Consider the following 18772-nt stretch of genomic DNA (forward strand, 5'->3'; position numbering starts at 1 on the left):
GTCAGTGAATCGGCGCCCTCGCCGTTCCCGGTGATCCGGCCGGGTGCGCGGCCGCGTGGGGCCGGGCCGCGGCCCCGGTGGCGGCCCTCGCGGTCGCCGCGCCCGCCGCGCGCTCGTCCTCGTCGAGCCAGCCGAAGCTGCGCTCGACGGCCTTGCGCCAGCGCCGCAGCTCGCGCGCCCGGGTGTCGGCGTCCATCCGCGGCGTCCACTCCGCGTCGCGCTGCCACTGCGCCCTGAGCGTGTCCAGGCCGTCCCAGACGCCGACCGCGAGCCCGGCCGCGTAGGCCGCGCCGAGGCTGGTGGTCTCGGCGACCACCGGCCGGGCCACCGGCACGCCCAGCACGTCGGCCTGATGCTGCATCAGCAGACGGTTGGCGGTCATCCCGCCGTCCACCCGCAGCGAGGTCAGCGGCACGCCGGAGTCCCGCTGCATGGCGTCCACCACCTCCCGGGTCTGCCAGCTGGTGGCCTCCAGCACCGCCCGCGCCAGGTGCGCCCTGGTGACGTAGCCGGTGAGGCCGGTGATCACCCCCCGCGCGTCGGACCGCCAGTAGGGCGCGTAGAGCCCGGAGAAGGCCGGCACGACGTACGCGCCGCCGTTGTCGGGGACGCTCGCGGCGAGCGGCTCGATCTCGGCGGCGGTGCGGATGAGGCCCAACTGGTCGCGCAGCCACTGCACCAGGGCGCCGGTGATGGCGATGGAGCCCTCCAGGCAGTACACCGGGCGGTCGGAGCCGAGCCGGTGGCCGACCGTGGTGAGCAGGCCGCTGCGGGACGGCACCGGACGGTCGCCGGTGTTCAGCAGCAGGAAACTCCCGGTGCCGTAGGTGTTCTTGGCCTCGCCGGGCTCGAAGCAGGTCTGGCCGAACAGCGCCGCCTGCTGGTCGCCGAGCGCGGCGGCGACCGGTACGCCGGCCAGCCGCCCGGTGGCCCTGCCGTACACCTCGGCGGAGGCGCGGATTCGCGGCAGCAGCGCCTCGGGGATGTCCATCGCGGCGAGGATCGCCGGGTCCCAGTCGAGGGTGTCGAGGTTCATCAGCAGCGTGCGTGAGGCGTTGGTGACGTCGGTGACGTGCAGGCCGCCGTCGGTGCCGCCGGTCAGGTTCCAGATCAGCCAGGAGTCGATGGTGCCGAAGGCGATCTCGCCGTGCTCCGCGCGCCGCCGCAGACCCGGCACGTGGTCGAGCAGCCAGGCCACCTTGGGGCCGGAGAAGTAGCTCGCCAGCGGCAGCCCGGTCGCCTCGCGGAACCTGTCCGGGCCGTCGCCGCCGCCGAGTTCGGCGCACAGCTCCGCGGTGCGGGTGTCCTGCCAGACGACGGCGTTGTGCACCGGCCGTCCGGTCGCGCGGTCCCACAGCACGACCGTCTCGCGCTGGTTGGTGATGCCGAGCGCGCTCAGCTCGTCGGGGCGCAGTCCGGCCCTGGCCAGCGCGCCGGCCGCGACCGCCTGGACCTTCGCCCAGATCTCGTTGGCGTCGTGCTCCACCCAGCCGGGCCTGGGCAGGATCTGGCGGTGCTCGCGCCGGTCCGCGGCGACGATCCGCCCGCGGTGGTCGAAGACGATGCAGCGGGTGGAGGTGGTGCCCTGGTCGATGGCGGCTACGTAGCGCGGGTTCTGGTCGCTCATGTCAACGCTCCCTTGCCCGGTCCGGGAGGACCGTCGTCGGGACGGGGCGCGCGCGAGCGGTCGGTGGTGCGCGGACGGGCGCACCCCTGGTGCGCACCCCCCTGCCCGCCGTCCGGTGCGTCGCGCTGCCGGAAGTGTTGCCCCGGCGTGACGGAGCGTCAAGGAGACTGACCGGACTACGCGGTGGTGTCGTCGTCCGGCCGGTCACCGTTCGCCGCGAACCACTTGGCCGCGGTCTCCGCCAACTCCGCGTCGCGCCCGGCCAGCATGGTGGTGATCATCCTGATGTCGCCGCGCAGCGACCACGCCGGGTGGCCGAAGGTGGCGGGGTTGTTCCCCTCGATCAGGAAGTGCGCGGGCCACGCGGTGCCGTAGCCGATGAGCGGCAGCGCGGCGGCGTACCGGGCGCGGCCTCTGGCCAGCCCGTAGCCGGTCACCGCGAGTCCGGTGAGGGTGCCGGCGAGGTGCACCCAGCGGGTGGCGGCCTTGGAGTGCATGGCCACGTAGTACGGCCAGAAGTCCTCGAAGGAGTCGAACGTCTGCTTCGTCATGACCGCACGGTAGCGCCGGGTCTGGACGCTGTCAGGAGCCCGTGCTAGGTTTTTCTCGTACCGAGAAAGACTCATCTTGAGAAGAACGGGGGCGGCGGTGGGGATCAGGCGGCAGCACACGGCGGCGACGGACCCGCGGGGCGCGGGGGAGCGGCCGGACGAGCGGGACTTCCTCGCCGGATACGACCCCCGCGCCTTCGACCCGATCGCGGTCACCGTGGACGTGGTCGCGCTGACCCTGCGCGGGGGCGCGCTGCACGTCCTCGCCGTCCGGCGCGGCGGCCCGCCCTTCGAGGGCGCGTGGGCGCTGCCCGGCGGTTTCGTCCGCGCCGGGCGCGAGTCGCTCGACGAGGCGGCGGCGCGCGAACTGGCGGAGGAGACCGGCCTGCGCGCGCCCGCACTGGACCGCGTCCACCTGGAACAACTCGGCTCCTACGGCGATCCGGGCCGCGACCCGCGGATGCCCGTCGTCTCGATCGCCTATCTCGCCTTCGCCCCAGGGCTGCCCGACGCGCACGCGGGCAGTGACGCGGCAGGCGCCGCCTGGCTTCCGCTGGAGGCAATCCTCCCGGGCGGGCAACCGGCGGCGGAGCCGTCGCGTCCCTTCGAGCAGGGTCGGCGGCCCGGGACCCACGGGGGTGGTACCGGCCGCCGGCCCGCTCCCGTACGGCCCGAGGCCCAGAAGTCCGCCGAGGCCCAGAGGTCCGCCGAGGCCCCGGAGCCCGCCGAGAGCCCGGAGGCCGCAGCACCCGCGGTGCCGAGCGGGCAGGCCCCGGTCCGGCTCGCCTTCGACCACGGCCGCATCCTGGCCGACGCCCTGGAACGCGCCCGCGCCAAGATCGAGTACACCCCGCTGGCCACCGCGTTCCTCGCCCCCACCTTCACCATCGGCGAACTGCGCGCCGTGTACGAGACGGTGTGGGGCGCCCCGCTGCACGCGGCCAACTTCCACCGCAAGGTGCTGTCGGTGCCCGGCTTCGTGGAGTCCACCGGCCGCACCGAGACCGACGCCAGGCCCGGCAGCCGCGGTGGCCCCCGGGCCCGCCTCTACCGCTCCGGCGACGCCCGGCTGCTCCACCCGGCGCTGCTGCGCCCCGACCGTGAGGCGGCGGTGCGATGACCGCCGCCCCGCCGCGGACCTTCGACGAGGCCCTCGCGGTCCTGGCCGCGCTGCCCGCGGGCTTCCCCGCGGCGCCCGGCCGTGCCGCCGGGCTCTACCGGCGGCTGGCCCGGCTGCTGCACCCGGACACCGCCCCGGCCGGCCGGACCGCGGAGGCGACCGCCGCCTTCGCCCGGCTCGCCGACGCCTGGCGCAGGCACGCCGGGCCGGGCTCCGCCCCGCAGGCGGCCCAGGAAGCCGCCCGCGACACCGGGCCCGCGACGGCTCCCCTCACCGGCGGACTGCACCGCTACACCCCCGGCCGGCTCCTCGCCACCGGCCACCTCGCCGAACTGCGCGCCGCCCACTACGCGTACGGCGGCCGACGCCGCCTGGCCGTGCTGAAGATCCCGCTGCGTCCGCGCGACAACGACCTGATGGAGCACGAGGCCGCGGTCCTCACCCGGCTCGACACTGTCGCCGAGCCACGCCATCGGGCCTACGCGCCCGTCCTGTTGGAGAGCTTCCGGCAGCCGGCCCCCGACGGCACGGAACGCCGGGTCAACGCACTGCACCCGCTGACCGGCTTCCACACCCTCGCCGACGTCGCCGCCGCGCACCCGGCCGGACTCGACCCGCGCGACGCCGCCTGGATGTGGCGCCGGCTGCTCACCGGCCTCGGCTGGGCGCACCGCGCGGGGCTGGTGCACGGCGCGGTCTTCCCCGAACACGTCCTCGTCCACCCGCGGTTGCACGGCCTCGTCCTCGCCGACTGGTGCTATGCGACCGCCGTCGGCACCGACGTGCCGGTGCTCGTCACCCGTCACCGGGACCGCTATCCGCCCGAGGTGCTCGGACACCTGCCCGCCTCGCCCGCCACCGACATCCACCTCGCCTCCTCCTGCATCGCCGACCTGATGGGTGCTCAGACGCCCGCGCAGCTGCGCGCGTTCCTGCGCGGCTGCACGCTGCCGTCGCAGTCGGGCCGGCCGCAGGACGCCTGGCTGCTGCTCGCCGAGCTGGACGACCTGCTCGAACGGCTCTACGGGCCGCGCACCTTCCGCCCGTTCGCCATGCCGGCGCCGCGCGCCTCGCGGTCCCCCGCCTGAGCACCGGCCGGACCCGCCGACCCGCCGAGACCTCACGAGACCCACCGACCCACCCGCCCACACCCGAAACGACTCACCGCCCGACCACACCTGGGGGAACACCATGGGCAGCGGAAGCTGGTCCACCAACGTCTACGACGCCGCCGCCCGCTACCGCGCGGCCGGCGGCTCCGACGCCTTCGGCTACGACAACCGGGTCAGGTCCACCTCGCCGCGCGGCAGTTGGACGGCGCACCCCTCGCTCGACCCGCACGGCCTGACCGTGCGGGAGAGCCGCGACTCCGCGGAGCACCCCGCCTCGCTGGCCATCGCCGTGCTCTTCGACGTCACCGGCTCCATGGGCGGCGTCCCGCGCGTGCTGCAGACCAAGCTCCCCGAACTCTTCGGGCTGCTGCTGCGCAAGGGCTACACCGAGCACCCGCAGATCCTCTTCGGCGCCGTCGGCGACGCCACCTGCGACCGGGTCCCGCTGCAGCTCGGCCAGTTCGAGTCCGACAACCGGATGGACGAGGACCTCGGCAACATCCTGCTGGAGGGCGGTGGCGGCGGCCAGATGACCGAGTCCTACGAACTCGCGCTGTACGCCATGGCCCGGCACACCGCTGTCGACTGCCACGAGAAGCGCGGCCGCCGCGGCTACCTCTTCCTCGTCGGCGACGAGCTGCCGTACGGCAAGGTCAAGGCCCGCGAGGTGCGCGCGGTGCTCGGCGACACGATCGCCGAGGACATCCCGCTCCCGGTGATCCTGGCCGAACTCCAGCGCAGGTTCCACGTGTTCTACATCCTCCCGGCCGGCGCCTCGTACGCGGGCAACCCGGAGGTGCTCGGCCTGTGGCGGCGCCTGCTCGGGCAGAACGTCCTCGAACTGGACGACCTCGACGCGGTCTGCGAGACCATCGCCCTCACCGTCGGGCTCGGTGAGGAGGCCATCGACCTGGCCGAGGGCCTCGCCGACCTCCAGGACATCGGCTCGGCCGCGGGACCCGCCGTGTCCCGGGCCCTCAGGGGCCGCTGACCCCACCGCCCGTCCTCTCCCGAACCCGTCCGCCTGGAGGGCCTGTTGCACACTCTCGTCGTCGACCTCGGCTACGGTGACGCCGGCAAGGGCGCCGTGGTCGACGCCCTCTGTGGAGCCGGCGAGGTCAGCGCCGTCGTCCGCTTCAACGGCGGCCCGCAGGCCGCGCACAACGTCGTCACCCCGCAGGGCCGCCACCACACCTTCGCCCAGTTCGGCTCCGGCACCCTGCGGGGCGTCCCCACCCACCTGTCCCGGCTGACCTGCGTGGACCCGCTCGCCCTGGCCGCGGAGGCCGACCACCTGCGCGCGGTCGGCGTACCCGACCCGTACGCCCTGCTCACCGTCGACCGCCGCGCGCTGCTCGTCACGCCCTACCACGCCGCCGCCAACCGGCTGCGCGAGCAGGCCCGCGGCGCGGCCCGGCACGGCTCCTGCGGCATGGGCGTCGGCGAGTGCGCCGCCTACGCGCTCGCCCACCCCGTCGACGCGCCGGCCGTCGGCGACTGCACCTCCCGGCCGCGGCTGCTGCGCCGACTGCGGCTGCTGCGGGACCGGTTGGCCGACGAGTGGGGCGTTCCGCTGCCCGCGCCGCCGGTGGAGGACTGCGCCGACGCGTACGCCGCCTTCGCCCGTACCGTCGCGCTCACCGACGAGAGCGCGCTGCACCGCTTGGTCCGGCAGGGCCCGCTGGTCTTCGAGGGCGCGCAGGGCGTGCTGCTCGACGAGTGGCACGGCTTCCACCCGTACACCACCTGGTCCACCACGACCTTCGCCAACGCCGAGGCGCTGCTGGCCGAGGCGGACGCACCCGACGGCGCGCGGCGGCTCGGCGTGGTCCGCACCTACACCACCCGGCACGGTCCGGGGCCGCTGGTCACCGAGGACGCGGGCCTGACCAACGCGCTGCCCGAGCCGCACAACGGCCACGGACGCTGGCAAGGCGCCTTCCGGCTGGGGCACTTCGACGCCGTCGCGCACGCCTACGCGGTGGAGGTGTGCGGCGGGGTGGACGCGCTCGCCGTCACCCACCTCGACGCCCCGGCCCGCGCGCCGCTCCGGATCTGCCGGGGCTACGGCATCGACGGCGCACGGGTGGAGCGGATCGCGCCGGGGCCGCCCGGCGACCTGGTCCGCCAGGCCGAGCTGACCGGCCGGCTGCTGCGGGCCGCGCCGGCGGTGTGGGAGACCCCGGGCGCGGACCCGGGGGACTGGACGGCCGCGCTGTCCGCGGTGCTGGGCGCGCCAGTCCTGGTCGAGTCCTCCGGGCCGACCCGCCAGCGGGTCAGGGCCCCGCAGGCGACGGCGGGCGCGACGGCGGGCGAGTCGATGCGCGCGCCCACGCAGGGCCCGCCGCTCGGCGTGTAGCGCGCCCGGTGCTCCACCGCCGTCCGCCGTCCGCCGGGCGCCGTCCGTCGCGCGCCGATGGGCGACCCGCCGGTGGCGGCGCCCCGGGCGCGGACGATCGGATACAGTCCCGGCGTGCCCCCTCAGAACCCGCCCGCTACACCGCCGGAAGTCACCCGGGCGGCCGCTGGGCCGTCCGCGGAGCCGGCCCGCGTGCCGGTGCGCGACTCGCACTGCTCGGCCTGCGGCGCGCCCTTCGGCCCGGACGCCGGCTGGCCCCGGCAGTGCGAGGTGTGCGGCACCACCGCCTACCGCAATCCGCTGCCGGTGGCGGTCGCCCTGCTGCCGGTCCGCGACTCCGGCGGCACCGGTCTCGTGGTCATCCGCCGCGCGATCCGGCCGCAACTCGGCCGGCTCGCGCTGCCCGGCGGCTTCGTCGACCACGGCGAGAGCTGGCAACAGGCCGTGGTGCGCGAGCTGTTCGAGGAGACCGGCATCCGCGCGCCGGCCGCCGAGGTGGTGCTCGCCGACGCGATGACCGACGAAGTGGGCGGCTATCTGCTGCTGTTCGGGCTGCTGCCCGAGCGCGACGCGGCCGCCCTCCCGCCGTCGGCGCCGACCGACGAGACCGACGGCTACCTGCTGCTGCACGAGAGCGCCGAGTTGGGCTTCCCGCTGCACACGCGGGCCATGCGCCGCTGGTTCGACGACGGTTACGCCCCCGCGCCCTCGGCTCCGCCGCCCTCCGGGCGCTGAGTGACGTCGCCCGTACGCGTCCCGGCGTCGCCCTCGACGTCCCCGCGCACCCGCACCCGGTAGCCGACCTCGCCGCCGCCGTCGCGCTCGACGACCACCCGGCCGCCGTCCCAGCGGCTGACGAACCGCTCCATCCGCGGCGCGCCCCAGCCCTCGGGGTCGCCGGTGAAGACGACGCCGCTGCCGGTGCGCCCGGCGCGCGGCGCCCACACCTCCAGCTCGGGTTCGCCGTCCGGTCCGGTCACCGGCAGCACCGATCCCGCCCGCGCCAGCACCGGTACCCGGCCCACCGGAGCGGCCAGCAGCACCTGGCCGGGACCGCGGTGCGCCTGCCCGGTCGCGGTGTCGTACCAGCGGCCGCGCGGCAGCCGCACCGCACGGCCGGTCGCGCCCGGCTCCAGCACCGGCGCCACCAGCAGCGCGTCGCCGAGCAGGAAGGCGTCGCCGCACTCGCGCAGCGCCCGGTCGGCCGGCGAGGACCACCACAGCGGCCGCACATACGGGGCGCCGGTGCCGCGCGCGATGTGCGCGAGCGTCTCCAGGTACGGCATGAGCCGGGTCCGCTCCGCCAGCGCCGCCCGTGCGTGTTCCAGGACCTCGGGGCCGAACTCCCACGGCTCGCGCAGGCCGCCGAGGATCGAGGAGTGCGTGCGGAAGAAGGGCAGATACGCGCCGAGCTGGAACCACCGCAGATACAGCTCGGGTTCCGGCGTACCGGTGAACCCCCCCACGTCGGGGCCGGAGTAGGGCACCCCGCACAGTCCGAGGCCGAGCACCAGCGCCAGCGACGCGCGCAACCCCGCCCAGTCGGTGGCTACATCGCCCGACCAGGTGCCCCCGTACCGCTGCAGGCCTGCCCAGCCTGACCGGGAGAACAGGAACGGCCGCCGGTCGGGCCGCAGTTCGCACAGCGCCTGGTAGCCGGCCCTGGCCATGCCCAGCGCGTAGACGTTGTGCGCCTCGCGGTGGTCGCCGCCGCGCCCCTCCAGGCTGTGCCGCGCCGAGCGCGGCAGCGTCGGGTCGCCGAACGCGGCGAAGGACACCGGCTCGTTCATGTCGTGCCACACCCCGGCGAAGCCCTGCGCCAGCCGCTCCGCGTACAGCCCGCCCCACCAGGCGCGCGCCGCCGGATCGGTGAAGTCGGGGAAGACCGCCTCGCCCGGCCACACCACGCCCCGCACCTGCCGGCCCCGCGCGTCCTTCACGAAGGCGTCCGCCGCGACGCCGGAGTCGTACGCGGCAAGGCCCGGCTCGGCCTTCACCGCCGGGTCGACGATCGACACCAGGCGGATGCCCTGCTCACCCAACTCCTGCGCCAGGCCGGGCAGATCGGGGAACCGTCCGGCGTCCACGGTGAACACCCGGTGACCGTCGAGGTGGTCGATGTCCAGATGGACCACCGACAGCGGCAGTCCGCGCTCGCGGTAGCCGGCCACCACCCGCCGCACCTCCTGCGCGCTGCCGAAGCCCCACCGCGAGTGCTGGTGGCCCAGCGCCCAGCGCGGCGGCAGCGCCGGCCGGCCGGTCAGCGCCGTCCACGCGGAAAGGACGCGCGCCGGCGTGCCCGCGATCACCCAGTAGCGCAGCGGACCGCCCTCCATCCGCACCTCGCAGCCGCCCGGCCGGTCGTGCCCGGAGCCCGCCCCCTCCTCGCCGTCCCGCAGGGTGATCTGCCCGTCGCGGGTGTTGTCGTGGAAGACCAGATGGCAGCCCGCGTCCGCGACGACCAGCTGCACCGGCATCGTGATGTACAGCGGATCGTCGCCCGGACCGAAGGAACCGCCCGGGTCGGTGTTCCACAGCCGGTACGCGCCGGCCGGCAGCCGCGGCCCCGCCGCGCGCCCGCCGAGCCCGAACACCCGCGCGTCCGCCGGGGTCTGCGAGCGCTGCACCCAGCGGGCGCTCTCGCCGTCCTCCCGGTCCACCGCGTCCCACCAGCGCGGCGGCAGCTCCCGCCGCAGCAGCAGCCCGCCCGGCGTGCGGATCTCCACCGCGCCGTGCCGGGAGACCAGCACGGTGACCCGCTCCGAGACCACCCGCCAGCCGTCCTTGTCCGGTTCCAGCACCGCCCGCACGTCCGGCTCGGGGACACCGCCGCCCGAGCCGTTGCGGGACGCGCCGCTCGCCAGGGCGTACGACGGCTCCGGCTGCGCCCCGTCCCAGCCGCAGAACACCGCGCCGCCCACCGCGACCCGCACCCGCAGCGTCGAGCGCTCGAAGCGGACGGCGCCGCCACCCGGCTCCGGCTCGGCGGCCACAGCGGCCCCCGGCACCCTGGCCCGCTCGGGGCCGCGCCGGGGCAGGTCGCGGGCGTCGGTGCGCCGTCTGCGCCAGGCGGAGCGCGCCGGGCGCCAGCCACCGGCGACACCCGCCATCCGTATCGACCGCACCAGGTCCCCAGCATCCATGGGCACCACACTCGCACCCTTTCGGCCTGCGGCGTGCACCATTGGGCCAGCGTTCACCTGGAGGGCGAGCGCAGGCCGCCCGCCGCGCCGGACCCGCTCTGGCGTCCCGGACGATCACATGGCATCGTCGCACTGGCCCCGCTGCGGGAGACCCCCGGCCGGAGCCGCCAGCCACGCAACGACGTGTACCGTCCGGGAGCCGCCCATGAGCACCACGCCCGAGCCCGCGAGCACCACGCCGGTGCCCGCCGCTCCGGCGTCCGCCGCCCCCGGCCCGGACGCCCTCCCCCCGGACACCGCCGCCCCCGACGCCCCTGCGCTCGACGCCGCCGCGGCAGCCGGCGAGCCGCAGCCGCTGTGGACCCCGGGACCGGACCGGATCGCCTCGGCGCAGCTCACCCGTTTCCACGCCTGGGCCGCCGACCGGCACGGCGCACCGCGGCCCGGCGGAGCCGACCCGCAGCAGGACTACGACGCCCTGCACTCCTGGTCGGTCCGCGCACCCGAGGCGTTCTGGGCCGCCGTCGCGCAGTGGTACGACGTGCGGTTCACCACTCCGTACGAGCGCGTGCTCGCCGACCCCGCGATGCCCGGCGCCCGCTGGTTCCCCGGCGCGACCCTCAACTACGCGGAGCACGCCCTGCGTCCGGCGCTCGACCCGGCCCGCGCGGCGGAGCCCGCGCTGCTGCACCTGGACGAGCGGCACGAGAGCGCCGCCGTCAGCTGGGCCGAGCTGAGCCGCCAGGTCGCCTCCCTCGCCGCGGCCCTGCGCCGGCTGGGCGTCGCACCCGGCGACCGGGTCAGCGGCTACCTGCCGAACGTCCCGCAGGCCGTCGTCGCCCTGCTCGCCACCGCCGCCGTGGGCGGCGTGTGGACCTCCTGCGCACCCGACTTCGGCGCGCGCAGCGTCCTCGACCGCTTCCAGCAGGTCGAGCCGGTCGTGCTGTTCACCGTCGACGGCTACCGCTACGGCGGCAAGACGCACGACCGCGCGGACGTCGTCGCCGAACTGCGCGCCGGGCTGCCGTCGCTGCGGGCCACCGTGCACATCCCGCTGCTCGGCGCCGACGCCCCCGAAGGAGCCCTGCACTGGGAGCAGTTGACCGCCGACGCCCCCGAACCCGAATACGCCGCGGTGGCGTTCGACCACCCGCTGTGGGTGCTGTACTCCTCCGGCACCACCGGCCTGCCCAAGGCCATCGTCCAGTCGCAGGGCGGCATCCTGCTCGAACACCTCAAGCAGACCGGCCTCCACCTCGACCTCGGGCCGGGTGACCGCTTCTTCTGGTACACCTCCACCGGCTGGATGATGTGGAACTTCCTGGTGTCCGGCCTGCTGGCCGGCGCCACCGTGGTGCTCTACGACGGCAGCCCCGGCCACCCCACCGTCGACGCGCAGTGGCGGATCGCCGAGCAGACCCGCACCACCGTCTTCGGCACGTCCGCCGCGTACGTCATCGCGTGCCGCAAGGCGGACGTGCACCCCGGCCGCGACCTCGACCTGTCGTCCGTGACGTGCGTGGCGACCACCGGGTCGCCGCTGCCTCCCGACGCCTTCCGCTGGCTGCACGACGAGGTGGCGCAGGACCTGTGGATCGCCTCGGTCAGCGGCGGCACCGACGTGTGCAGCTGCTTCGCCGGGGGAGTGCCGACGCTGCCGGTGCACATCGGCGAGCTCCAGGCGCCGTGCCTGGGCACCGACCTGCAGGCGTGGGACGTGCACGGCAGGCCGGTGGTCGACGAGGTCGGGGAGCTGATCGTGGCCAACCCCATGCCGTCGATGCCGATCCGCTTCTGGAACGACCCCGACGGCGTGCGCTACCACGAGAGTTACTTCGAGATGTTCCCCGGCGTGTGGCGGCACGGCGACTGGATCACCCTGACCTCGCGCGGCACCGTCGTCATCCACGGCCGCTCCGACTCCACGCTCAACCGCCAGGGCGTGCGCATGGGTTCCTCGGACATCTACGAGGTCGTCGAACGCCTGCCGGAGATCAGGGAGTCACTCGTCATCGGCCTCGAACAGCCCGACGGCGGCTACTGGATGCCGCTGTTCGTGCAGCTCGCCGAGGGCGCGGTGCTGGACGACGCGCTGCGCGACCGGGTCCGCGCCGCCATCAGGTCCCAGCTGTCGCCGCGCCACGTGCCCGACGAGATCATCGTCGCCCCCGGCGTCCCGCACACCCTCACCGGCAAGCGCATCGAGGTGCCGGTGAAGAAGCTCCTCCAGGGCGCACCGCTGGACAAGGCCGTCAACGCCGGTTCCGTGGACGACCTCGACGTGCTCCGCTTCTACGAGCGGCTGGCCGCCGAGCGGGCCGGCGGGGCGCAGGACCGCCCGTAGAAGCACAGGTGCCGGTGCGGGCGGGCGGGCGCCCCCGGCGCCTGGTCAGCCCCCGTAGGTGCTCAGCGTCTCCGCCAGCACCGCGGCGAAGTCCTCGGCCAGCCGCACCGCGTCGGCCTCCGAGAGGTCCGCGGTGGTGATCCGCACGCCGGGCCCCGCGCCGATCCGGAAGCGGGCCCCGCCGGCCACCCACCAGCCGTGCGAGCGCAGCCCGTTGACGACCGCCGCCTCGTCCCGCACCGGCACCCACACGTTCATCCCGCTCACCCCGTGCGCCTGGACGCCGTGCCCGTTCAGCGCCGCGATCAGCGCCTCGCGCCGGATCGTGTAGGCCCGCTCGGCCGCCGCCACCAACGCGCCCGTCGCCGGGTCCGTCATCAGCCGGGCCACCGTCTCCTGCAGCACATGGCTCACCCAGCCCGACGTCAGCAGCATCCGTCCGTCGTGCCGGGAGAGCGTCGTCGCGTCGCAGGCCACCGCCGTCCACCGCAGGTCGGTTCCCAGGTGCTTGGAGACCGTCCTGATCTGCGCCCAACGGGCCGGCCCCGCGCCGCCGGCCGTGGTCAGCGAGCACAGCGGACCGCCCGCGGTGTCCGCGCTGTGGTCGTCCTCCACCACCAGCACGTCGGGAGCGGCGCCGAGCACGTCGAGCAACTGCGCGCGGCGGTCCGGCGTCACCCGCGAACCGTAGGGGTTCTGCGCCCGCGGGCAGATCACCACGGCCCGCGCCCCGGCCCGCAGCGCCGCGCGCAGCGCCTCCGGTCGCGGCCCGTCGTCGTCCACCGCCACCGCGACGGTGCGCAGCCCCAACGCCGGTACCAGATCCAGCAGATGGTGGAAGCCCGGGTCCTCCACCGCGACCAGGTCACCGGGCCGCAGCTCGACCGACAGCAGCCGCGCGATGCAGTCGAGCGCGCCGTGCGCGAAGGTCACCTGCGCGTCCGGCACGCCGTCCCGCCGGAACCACGCGCGCGCCAGGTCCTCCAACTCGGCCAGCCGGGGCGACGCGCGGTGCGAGCGGGCGCCGGGGGACAGCCGGCCCGGCGGCACCAGATCGGGCAGGAACGCCGGATCGGGATGCCCGCCGGCCAGGTCGCGCAGCCCGGCGGGCACCCGGGGCGGGCGCCGGGACGTCACCGCGGGCGCCGCGGCGACCACGGTGCCGCCGCGCCCCCGGGTGACGACGATGCCGCGCCGCCGCAGCTCCTTGTACGCGGTCGCGACCGTACCCGGGCTGACTCCGAGGGTCTCCGCCAGCGCGCGCACCGGAGGCAGGCTCTGCCCCGGCCGCAAGCCGCCCTCGGTGACCGCCTGTTCGGCGGACGCGGCGATATCCCTGGCCGTCGTCCCGCTGATCGCATATTGTGTTGCCACAGTCAGCAGTATGTATCAATACAAACGAACGCGCAAGGCACGGCGTACGGGGAGCAGGGGACGTGAAGCCATGAAGCGGACACACGACGGCAGGCCGACGGAGCGGCGGCAGGACATCGGAGGGCCGCGGCCGCGGTGGTCGTCGCGGTTCAGCCCGCGCACCGCGCTCGCCGGCATCCCCGGGGGAGCCGACGGCCGCCGGATGCTGTGGATCAACCTCGTCGACAAGATCGGGTCCGGCCTGTGGGTCTCGGTCACGGCCCTCTACTTCGTCCTCGTCGGTGGGCTGAGCACCGGCGCGACCGGTCTGCTGCTCGGCATCGGCGGCGTGTTCGGCATCGCCGGAGCGCCCATCGCAGGCATCCTCGCGGACCGCCTGCCGCTGACCCGCGTGCTGCTCGCCGTCCAGATCGCCCGCGGCGTCTCCAGCTTCCTCATGCTCTTCGCGCACGGCTTCTGGCCGCTGCTCCCGCTGGTCGCCATCGGCAGCTTCGGCGAACGCTCCGCCGCCGTGCTCACCAAGCTCTTCGCCGCCCGCGTGGCCGGCCCGAACCGCGCCCACTACCAGGCCGTCCAGCGCACGATCGTCAACGTCGGCTACACCATCGGCGGCCTCGCCGCCTCCGCCGCGCTCGCGTTCGGCAGCACCGCCGTCTACCGGGTGCTCCTGCTGGGCGACGGGCTCTCCTTCGTCCTCGTCGCGATCCTCGTCGCGCGCTGCGCCGAACCGGCCTCGGCCGGCCGCACGGTCGCCACCCACCAGCCCGGCGCGCCCACCGCGGTCGCGCCAGGGGCCGCTCCCGCCGCTCACGCCGCTCACACCGCGCTCGCCGGTCCGCCGGGACACGCCGCAGCAGGCGTCGCGAACAGCCCTTGGCGCGACCGCGGTTACCTCGGCTACGCCGCCCTGGACTCGGTGATGTTCCTTTACGGCTGCGCACTCAGCGTCGGCCTGCCGTTGTGGATCATCACCCGCACCACCGCGCCGCATGGCCTCGCCGCGGCCGTCTTCGTCGTCAACACCGTCATCGTGGTCTTCTGCCAGGTACGGCTCTCCCGTCACGGCCGCACCCCGCGGATCGCCGCCGACGCGCTGCGCCGCGTCGCCCTCTGGTTCCTGCTCTGCGGCGTCACCGCCGCCCTCGCCGTCGTCGACGCACCCTGGGCCGCGACCCTCGCGGTCGTCGGCTGCGCGGTCGCCCTCACCGTCGTGGAGATGATCCAGTCCGCGATCTCCTGGGAGCTGTCGGTCTCCCTCGCACCCGACCACGCTCAAGGCTCCTACGTCGGCGTGCACGGCCTCGCCCAGTCCACCGCCCGCTGCGTCGGCCCGCTGCTGATGACCTGGGCGGTGCTCGCCGGCGGCCCGCTCGGCTGGATCGTCTTCGGCGCCGTGCTCGCCGCCGCCGCGCTGCTGCAACGGCACCTCGTGCTCAGGCGGCTCGCGGAGCGGGCACCGCGGCTGCCGGAACCCTCGTTGTCAGTGGCGGCGGTTACGGTGAGTGAGTACTAGGGACTCCGTGGCAGGCACGGGTCCCGGACCAGGGGGAAGACATGTCCCACGCCAGGAATCGCACCGCCCGCCGCACCGCCCGCCGCACGGAACGCCGGGCCGGCCGCGCCCGTCGCGCCACGGCCACCCGGCTGACAGCAGGTCAGCCGGCCCGGCGCCACGCCGGATCGAGAGGCCGCGTCCGGCCGCCGGGACGGGCCGCGCACCGCCGGGCCCTGCGCCGCGAGGCTCCCGTGGTCGTCGGGCTGCTGCTCGACGACCAGGACTTCGCCGCCATGACCGGCTACCGTACGTTCCCGCACGACGACTACGGACGGTATCTGCGACAGATCGACCACCTGCTGCGCAGCCTGCACGCGCAGGGCACGCACGTGGCGGTGACGCTCTTCGACCCGGAGGGGTACGCCGACTACTGCCAGAGCACCCGCCAGCCACCGGACACCCCCGCCACCCGCACCCGGTACGTCGCCGAGGCCACCACCGCGGGCCCCGCCGTGCGGTACGCCCGGCAACCACTGGCCGCGGTCCGCGGCGACCTCGCCCGAGAGGCCGACCGCCGGGCCACCTGGGAACAGGCCACCGACCTGCTCGTGGACGCCGGACCCTGCCCCGACTGCGGCCAGGACCTCGCCCACTGCGCCTTCGACCGGGCCTCCCACACCCTGCTCCGGCTCATCGAGGCCGTCGGCCCCGGCAGCCACCACGTGGTGTGCAGCCTGCCGACCGACGGCGGGTCCTCGCTGCTCGCCGCCGTCCAGGTCGACGCGCCGCCGCCCGAGGGCCACGAACCGCGCGCTCGTCCCGGCGAACCCGGCGACCTGAGCTTCTCCGAAGCCGACGCCCTCGTCGTCTGCACCGTCATGGCCGCCGGCGCCGCGACCAGCCGTCCGGGCGGCCTCGTCGTCCGCACCGTCACCGGCCAAGGCGCCGACCGCGCCGAGACCGTCCGCGGCTGGACGCTGCGCGGCGGCGAACCGTACCCGCTGAGCGAGGCCGAGGTGTTCAACGCCTACTGCACCGATGCCGTGACCGGCGAGCCGGTGCCACCCGAGCCAGGAGTGCGCTACGCCGCCGGCCTGCCGCTGCCGCCTCCCCTGCCCGGCGACACCAGGTAGCCGCACCGCCGTACGGGGACAGCGGAGGAGCCGGAAGCGGGCCCGGACATGCGGAGGGCGTCCCACCCCACAGGGGGGACGCTCTCCGCACCGGATCTCCGAGACCGCTGGCGCCGCTGGCGGCATATCGACCCTGCCGGCTACTCCCCGGACAGCACCGCCTGCGCGGCCCGCCGCGCATCCTCCGCGCTGTCCGTCGCACGCGCCGCGGCCGCCGCACGCTCGCACTGCGCCAGCGTGTGCTTCGCCAGCGTCGTCCTGACGTACGGAATCGACGCCGCACCCATCGAGAGGCTGGTGACGCCCAGACCCGTCAGCACACACGCGAGCAGCGGATCGGCCGCCGCCTCACCGCACACACCGCAGCTCTTGCCCTCGGCCCTCGCCGCCTCCGCGGCCAGCGCCACCAGGTCGAGCAGCGCCGGCTGCCACGGGTCCTGCAGCCGCGACACCGCGCCCACCTGCCGGTCCGCCGCGAAGGTGTACTGCGCGAGGTCGTTGGTGCCCAGCGACAGGAACTCGACCTCCTGGAGGATCGACCGCGCCCGAAGCGCCGCCGACGGAATCTCCACCATGGCGCCGAACTTCGCGGACAGCCCGGCCGCCCGGCACGCGTCGGCGAACGCCTTCGCGTCCTGCCGGTCCGCCACCATCGGCGCCATGACCTCCAGATACACCGGCAGGCCCTCGACCGCCCTGGCCAGCGCCCGCAGCTGCGTCGCCAGCACCTCGGGGTGGTCCAGCAGCGACCGCAGGCCCCGCACGCCCAGCGCCGGGTTCGGCTCGTCCGCCGGCGTCAGGAAGTCCAGCGGCTTGTCCGCGCCCGCGTCCAGGACCCGTACGACCACCCGGCCCTCGGGAAACGCCTCCAGCACCTGCCGGTACGCCTCGACCTGCTTGTCCTCCGACGGCGCCTGCGCCGAGTCGTCGAGGAAGAGGAACTCGGTGCGGAACAGGCCCACGCCCTCGGCGCCCGCCTCCACCGCGGCCGGCACGTCCGCCGGACCGCCGACGTTCGCCAGCAGCGGCACCTTGTGCCCGTCCGAGGTCGCACCCGGACCCGACGACGCGGCGAGCGCCGCCTTCCGCGCCGCGGCGGCCTCGGTCAGCGCCGCCCGCTTCTCCTCGCTCGGCGACACGAACACCTCGCCGGTGCTGCCGTCCACCGCGACGACCGTGCCCTCGGCCAGCTCCTTGGCCCCCGGCAGCGCCACCACCGCCGGCACCCCCAGCGCCCGCGCCAGAATCGCGCTGTGACTGGTCGGTCCGCCCTCCTCGGTCACGAAACCGAGCACCAGCGCCGGGTCGAGCAGTGCGGTGTCGGCCGGCGCGAGATCCCGCGCGATCAGCACATACGGCTCGTCGCTGTCCGGGACACCCGGCATCGGCACACCCAGCAGCCGCGCCACGATCCGGTTCCGCACGTCGTCCAGGTCGGCGACCCGCCCCGCCAGATAGTCGCCCGCCCCCGCCAGCAGCGCCCGGTACGAGGCGAAGGCGTCGTACACCGCGCGCTCGGCCGTACTGCCCACGGCGACCCGCCGCTCGACATCGGCCAGCAGCTCGGGGTCCTGCGCCATCAGCGCCTGTGCCTCCAGCACCGCCTGCGCCTCACCGCCGGCCAGGTGACCGCGCGCGTTCAGATCGGCCCCGACCGCCTCCATGGCCTGCCGCGCCCGGCCCTGCTCACGAGCGGCCTCGTCCGGCCCGATCTGCTTGGCCGGGGGCTCCAGAACCGCGGTTCCCATGTGCCGTACCTCGCCGATCGCCACACCGTGGCTGACACCGACGCCTCGCAGCGTTGTCTCCATCTCACTACTTCCAGTTGAAAAGGGTGTCCCCGGCCTGCACGTCGCCACCGTCCACGACGTCGACGAGCGCCTCTTCCGTCGCCTCCAGCGCCACCACCGGGCAGATCGGCGACTTCCCCGCCGCCTCGACCGCGGCCGGGTCCCAGCGCACGATCCCCTGGCCGCGGACCACAGCGTCGCCCTTGGAGACCAGGAGCTCGAACCCCTCGCCGTTGAGCTGCACGGTGTCGATGCCCAGATGCGTCAGCACACCGTGGCCCTCGCTGTCCACGACCACGAAGGCGTGCGGATGCAGGGAGACGATGACGCCGTCCACCGGAGCCACCACCTCACCGGGCTCGCGCACCGGGTCGACAGCGGTACCGGGACCCACCATCGCTCCCGAGAACACCGGGTCGGGCACCGCGGCGAGCCCGATGACCTGGCCGGCCAGGGGCGACGAAACGGTCGTCATGGGAAGCCTCCTCTGTGCGGAGATCAAGAAGCCGTCACTGACTGTCACGGGACGGCGAGCCGCGACAGCAGCCTAAGTCATGGCAAGTGCGGATTCCGCCCGGCCACAGCGGCGTCCGGAACCCCACCCCCGATTTGCCCCTCGTGAGGCGGTCCAGTACGTTGGCACAACCGCCTCGACGAGACCCGCGGAAACGTGTGTGCTCGCAACGGGGTTGGTAATTCCGACCGGAAAGCATCTGCTAAAGTC

At 75.2% G+C, this 18772-nt stretch carries 14 protein-coding genes; 8 read left to right on the forward strand and 6 right to left on the reverse strand.

The genetic code is table 11. The features are described 5' to 3' along the window. Position 1: 1 nt before the first annotated feature. Positions 2-1627, reverse strand: a complete 1626-nt coding sequence (gene glpK, locus V2S66_RS25930) for a glycerol kinase GlpK (protein ID WP_330798968.1) — start codon at positions 1625-1627, stop codon at positions 2-4. A 176-nt stretch (positions 1628-1803) separates the two neighbouring features. Further along, positions 1804-2178 carry an Mpo1-like protein gene (locus V2S66_RS25935; protein WP_330798970.1) on the reverse strand — a complete coding sequence of 125 codons (375 nt, stop codon included), beginning with the start codon at positions 2176-2178 and terminating at the stop codon, positions 1804-1806. Positions 2179-2383: 205 nt separating this feature from the next. Here V2S66_RS25935 and V2S66_RS25940 point away from each other — a divergent pair, with 205 nt between their 5' ends. The 5 genes from V2S66_RS25940 to V2S66_RS25960 all read left to right on the forward strand — a co-directional run bounded on the left by V2S66_RS25940 (position 2384) and on the right by V2S66_RS25960 (position 7504). Continuing rightward, the gene (locus tag V2S66_RS25940; RefSeq protein ID WP_413966486.1) at positions 2384-3298 is read left to right on the forward strand and encodes an NUDIX hydrolase; all 915 of its coding nucleotides are present in this window, start codon (positions 2384-2386) and stop codon (positions 3296-3298) included. After that, complete coding sequence (locus V2S66_RS25945) at positions 3295-4386, forward strand: molecular chaperone DnaJ (RefSeq protein ID WP_330798975.1); 1092 nt, start codon at positions 3295-3297, stop codon at positions 4384-4386. The genes V2S66_RS25940 and V2S66_RS25945 overlap by 4 nt, the downstream gene beginning before the upstream one ends. A gap of 103 nt (positions 4387-4489) precedes the next feature. Then, positions 4490-5401, forward strand: a complete 912-nt coding sequence (locus tag V2S66_RS25950; RefSeq protein WP_330798977.1) for a hypothetical protein — start codon at positions 4490-4492, stop codon at positions 5399-5401. Between the two features lie 45 nt (positions 5402-5446). Continuing rightward, the gene (locus V2S66_RS25955; protein ID WP_330798980.1) at positions 5447-6769 is read left to right on the forward strand and encodes an adenylosuccinate synthetase; all 1323 of its coding nucleotides are present in this window, start codon (positions 5447-5449) and stop codon (positions 6767-6769) included. Positions 6770-6961: 192 nt separating this feature from the next. Then, entirely contained in the window at positions 6962-7504 is a 543-nt protein-coding gene (locus tag V2S66_RS25960; RefSeq protein WP_330799011.1) for an NUDIX domain-containing protein, read from the forward strand. On the opposite strand, the gene V2S66_RS25965 is transcribed toward V2S66_RS25960, so the two are convergent. Next, a complete protein-coding gene (locus V2S66_RS25965; protein WP_330798983.1) occupies positions 7462-9912 on the reverse strand; it encodes a glycoside hydrolase family 31 protein in 2451 nt (816 codons plus the stop codon). The two genes, V2S66_RS25960 and V2S66_RS25965, sit on opposite strands and share 43 nt — an antisense overlap. Positions 9913-10117: 205 nt before the next feature. Here V2S66_RS25965 and V2S66_RS25970 point away from each other — a divergent pair, with 205 nt between their 5' ends. Further along, positions 10118-12256 carry an acetoacetate--CoA ligase gene (locus V2S66_RS25970; RefSeq protein ID WP_330798985.1) on the forward strand — a complete coding sequence of 713 codons (2139 nt, stop codon included), beginning with the start codon at positions 10118-10120 and terminating at the stop codon, positions 12254-12256. A gap of 45 nt (positions 12257-12301) precedes the next feature. Here V2S66_RS25970 and V2S66_RS25975 read toward each other — a convergent pair whose 3' ends face one another. After that, complete coding sequence (locus tag V2S66_RS25975; RefSeq protein WP_330798987.1) at positions 12302-13630, reverse strand: aminotransferase class I/II-fold pyridoxal phosphate-dependent enzyme; 1329 nt, start codon at positions 13628-13630, stop codon at positions 12302-12304. Between the two features lie 70 nt (positions 13631-13700). On the opposite strand from V2S66_RS25975, the gene V2S66_RS25980 reads away from it, so the two are divergent. Together V2S66_RS25980 and V2S66_RS25985 are read left to right on the forward strand one after the other, a co-directional pair. Beyond that, a complete protein-coding gene (locus tag V2S66_RS25980; RefSeq protein ID WP_330798989.1) occupies positions 13701-15143 on the forward strand; it encodes an MFS transporter in 1443 nt (480 codons plus the stop codon). Between the two features lie 41 nt (positions 15144-15184). Further along, the gene (locus V2S66_RS25985; RefSeq protein WP_330798991.1) at positions 15185-16258 is read left to right on the forward strand and encodes a hypothetical protein; all 1074 of its coding nucleotides are present in this window, start codon (positions 15185-15187) and stop codon (positions 16256-16258) included. 140 nt (positions 16259-16398) lie between these two features. On the opposite strand, the gene ptsP is transcribed toward V2S66_RS25985, so the two are convergent. After that, positions 16399-18069, reverse strand: a complete 1671-nt coding sequence (gene ptsP, locus V2S66_RS25990; protein WP_330798994.1) for a phosphoenolpyruvate--protein phosphotransferase — start codon at positions 18067-18069, stop codon at positions 16399-16401. Positions 18070-18073: 4 nt separating this feature from the next. Next, a complete protein-coding gene (locus V2S66_RS25995) occupies positions 18074-18523 on the reverse strand; it encodes a PTS sugar transporter subunit IIA (protein WP_330798996.1) in 450 nt (149 codons plus the stop codon). Positions 18524-18772: the final 249 nt, after the last annotated feature.

Source organism: Actinacidiphila polyblastidii (genome assembly GCF_036353415.1).
Lineage (GTDB): Bacteria > Actinomycetota > Actinomycetes > Streptomycetales > Streptomycetaceae > Actinacidiphila > Actinacidiphila polyblastidii.

Bases quoted from the DNA above. Each gene is read 5' to 3' on its own strand.
- glpK (WP_330798968.1), bottom strand. From the start codon at position 1,627: ATGAGCGACCAGAACCCGCGCTACGTAGCCGCCATCGACCAGGGCACC.
- V2S66_RS25935 (WP_330798970.1), bottom strand. From the start codon at position 2,178: ATGACGAAGCAGACGTTCGACTCCTTCGAGGACTTCTGGCCGTACTAC.
- V2S66_RS25945 (WP_330798975.1), top strand. From the start codon at position 3,295: ATGACCGCCGCCCCGCCGCGGACCTTCGACGAGGCCCTCGCGGTCCTG.
- V2S66_RS25950 (WP_330798977.1), top strand. From the start codon at position 4,490: ATGGGCAGCGGAAGCTGGTCCACCAACGTCTACGACGCCGCCGCCCGC.
- V2S66_RS25965 (WP_330798983.1), bottom strand. From the start codon at position 9,912: ATGGATGCTGGGGACCTGGTGCGGTCGATACGGATGGCGGGTGTCGCC.
- V2S66_RS25970 (WP_330798985.1), top strand. From the start codon at position 10,118: ATGAGCACCACGCCCGAGCCCGCGAGCACCACGCCGGTGCCCGCCGCT.
- V2S66_RS25980 (WP_330798989.1), top strand. From the start codon at position 13,701: ATGAAGCGGACACACGACGGCAGGCCGACGGAGCGGCGGCAGGACATC.
- V2S66_RS25985 (WP_330798991.1), top strand. From the start codon at position 15,185: ATGTCCCACGCCAGGAATCGCACCGCCCGCCGCACCGCCCGCCGCACG.
- ptsP (WP_330798994.1), bottom strand. From the start codon at position 18,069: ATGGAGACAACGCTGCGAGGCGTCGGTGTCAGCCACGGTGTGGCGATC.
- V2S66_RS25995 (WP_330798996.1), bottom strand. From the start codon at position 18,523: ATGACGACCGTTTCGTCGCCCCTGGCCGGCCAGGTCATCGGGCTCGCC.